Raw genomic sequence first — 2860 nt, forward strand, 5'->3', positions numbered from 1 at the left:
GTGACGGTGATGTTCTTTGTGTTCAGCTGCGTGCTGAGCCTGTCGCCCGCCGATCTGCAGGCGGCGAAAGATCAGAACATCACTATTCTGTCTTACTTAGCCAACCACTTTAATGTGCCGATGATTGCGTGGATGGGGCCGATCGTTGCGATGGTAGCCATCACCAAATCGTTCCTTGGGCATTATCTGGGGGCGCGTGAAGGTTTTAACGGCATGGTGGTGAAGTCACTGCGCAGTCGCGGAAAAACCGTTACGCCGCAGCGCCTGAATCGCCTGACCACCGCGTTTATGCTGCTGACCACCTGGCTGGTGGCGACGCTGAACCCCAGTATTCTGGGCATGATTGAAACGCTGGGCGGGCCGATCATTGCGATGATTCTGTTCCTGATGCCGATGTATGCCATCCAGAAAGTGCCGGCAATGCGTCAGTACAGCGGGAAGATCAGTAACGTGTTTGTGGTGATTGTCGGCGTGCTGGCGATTTCGTCGATTGCCTGGTCGCTGGTGAGTTAGCATTGTAGGGTCGCCATTCATGGCGACCTGTTTATCTTTACACCGCTGCCGTTTTAAACACACTCATTGACTGCGCCAGACGATCTGCCTGTTCCTGCAACGCCTGCGACGCCGCTGAGGCTTCCTGCACCAACGCGGCGTTCTGCTGCGTCACCGCTTCCATCTGCGTAATCGCCGAGTTTATCTCGCTAATCCCGCTGCTCTGCTCGCTGCTGGCAATGGTGATTTCGCTCATGATATCCGCCACGCTTTTCACGCTGTTAACCACTTCACCAATGGTTGAACCGGCGTGCGTCACCAGACGGCTACCTTCATCCACCTGCGCCACGGAATCTTCGATCAACACCTTGATCTCTTTCGCCGCAGACGCCGAACGCGCCGCCAGATTACGCACTTCGGTGGCTACCACGGCGAAACCACGGCCTTGTTCACCGGCGCGTGCGGCTTCAACGGCGGCGTTAAGGGAAAGAATGTTGGTCTGGAAGGCAATGGAGTCGATCACGCTGATAATATCGACGATCTTCTTCGAAGAGAGCGTAATCGCTTCCATCTTCTCGATCACCTGTTCCATCACCACGCCGCCTTGCTTCGCCACGTTGGAGGTATTGGCCACCAGCTGATTGGCTTCGCGCGCGTTCTCGGCGTTGTGCTTGACGGTGGCGGTCATCTGCTCCATCGCTGACGCGGTCTCTTCCAGCGAGCTGGCCTGCTGTTCGGTACGCGATGAGAGATCGATGTTGCCGCTGGAGATCTGATTCGACGCAACAGCGATGGTATCGGACCCGGCGCGCACATCGGAAACGATGGTCAGCAAGTTGTCGTTCATCGCCTGCAGCGCCTGCATCAGCACCGCCGTTTCATCTTTGCCGCTCACTTCTATATGTGAACTCAGATCGCCTGCCGCCACTTTCCCGGCGATTTCCACCGCTTCATTCAGCGGACGCACAATCGAACGCGTCAGCATAAAGCCGAGCACGATGGCGGCGGCAATGGCGATGGCGGAGAAGATCAGCGTCATCTCGATGGCTGATGAGCCGTTATCAATAATTCGTGCGCCTTCCTGCTCCAGCTGTTGTGACTGCGAGTTAGCAAATGCCACGGCGCTATCGAGAAAGGCATTCTGCGTGCTGGTAATGGATTTCAGCACATAAGCGCTGGCGGCGTCAGCATCGCCTGCACGTACCAGATTCACCAGCTCATTTTTCTCGGTTTCAAACTTGTCGCTGGCGGCTAGCAGGCCGGCAATCTTCTTTTTACCCACTTCAGTCACCTGCACCGCTTTGATTTTATTCATCGCGCTGTTGGTTTTATCGGTGGCATCCGCTAATTGCTGATAGCGTTTTTCGTTGAATTGCGGGCGCGTGGTATCAATTACGATGCCGCGCAGGTATTTGATCTGTTCGTTCACGCCGTCGCGCACGTCAAAGCCAAGACGGACTTTCATATAGCGATCTTCAACGATCGAGGTAATGCCAGTTTTGATGTTATTGATTTTGGTAATCGACGTGACGCCGACGATGACCAATAGTGCCACCACTAAACCAAAGGCGATGCCCAGACGGACGCCGACCTTCATATTTTTTAAGCTCAACATTGGATCTCCCCGTAATGCCAAAAATTGATGTTTTCAAGACGGACAAGCAGGCAAGGCGCCCGCATCAGGTTGATGTTTTGTAAGGTGAAAATCGTTGCGCAGCGTGACAAAGCTGGTATGGCAGCACCGGCGCAAGCGCTATCAGTTATCGGTTGTTAATGTTTTAACTTTAATTTTTTAGAGGTACGTCACAGAAAGGTTAATGGTATTGAAGTTGGTTTTTTGTTGGTTCTAAACGTGAAGGGTTTTGCGGTCGCCATGAATGGCGACCCTACGACAGAGGGGAAGGGTTTTCGTAGGGTGCGCATTTATGCGCACCTGGATGTGGGAATTAACGCGGCTTTTTCAAGACGCCATGAATCACATTCGACAGCTCGTTGATTTCGAACTTCGCCACGTAACCATCGGCACCGACTTTACGCACGTGATCTTCGTTGGCGCTGCCGGAGAGCGAAGAGTGGATCACCACCGGAATCTGGCGCAGGTTGTTATCGCGCTTGATGTTGCGCGTTAAGGTAAAGCCATCCATTTCCGGCATTTCGAGATCGGTCAGCACCAGCGCGATCTTGTCGTGGATCGATTCACCGTTGGCTGCGGCTTCTTTCTGCATCTCGTTAATTTTGATCCAGGCTTCAAGACCGGTGTTGTGCATAATCGCCGGGATGCCCATGCTTTTCAGGCCTTGCTCCAGCAGCTGACGCGCCACTTTGGAATCTTCCGCCACAATCGCAACCTGGCCTGGCTTCAAATTGA

Annotated in this window: 2 protein-coding genes and 1 pseudogene; 1 reads left to right on the top strand and 2 read right to left on the bottom strand. The window is 53.7% G+C overall.

Annotated elements, in window-relative coordinates; translation table 11 throughout:
* Positions 1-513, top strand: a pseudogene (locus RTY00_RS19055) (HAAAP family serine/threonine permease); the annotation flags it as partial.
* Between the two features lie 37 nt (positions 514-550).
* Here RTY00_RS19055 and RTY00_RS19060 read toward each other — a convergent pair.
* Both RTY00_RS19060 and RTY00_RS19065 read right to left on the bottom strand, forming a co-directional pair.
* Entirely contained in the window at positions 551-2107 is a 1557-nt protein-coding gene (locus RTY00_RS19060; RefSeq protein WP_312665520.1) for a methyl-accepting chemotaxis protein, read from the bottom strand.
* Positions 2108-2438: 331 nt separating this feature from the next.
* The coding region (locus RTY00_RS19065; RefSeq protein WP_312665522.1) for a response regulator at positions 2439-2860 on the bottom strand (422 nt) is incomplete at its 5' end.

Origin of the sequence: Pantoea sp. CTOTU49201 (assembly GCF_032054795.1) — a bacterium.
Taxonomy (GTDB): domain Bacteria; phylum Pseudomonadota; class Gammaproteobacteria; order Enterobacterales; family Enterobacteriaceae; genus Pantoea; species Pantoea symbiotica.

Excerpts from the sequence above, each read along its gene's own strand:
- RTY00_RS19060 (WP_312665520.1), bottom strand. The coding sequence starts at position 2,107 with ATGTTGAGCTTAAAAAATATGAAGGTCGGCGTCCGTCTGGGCATCGCC.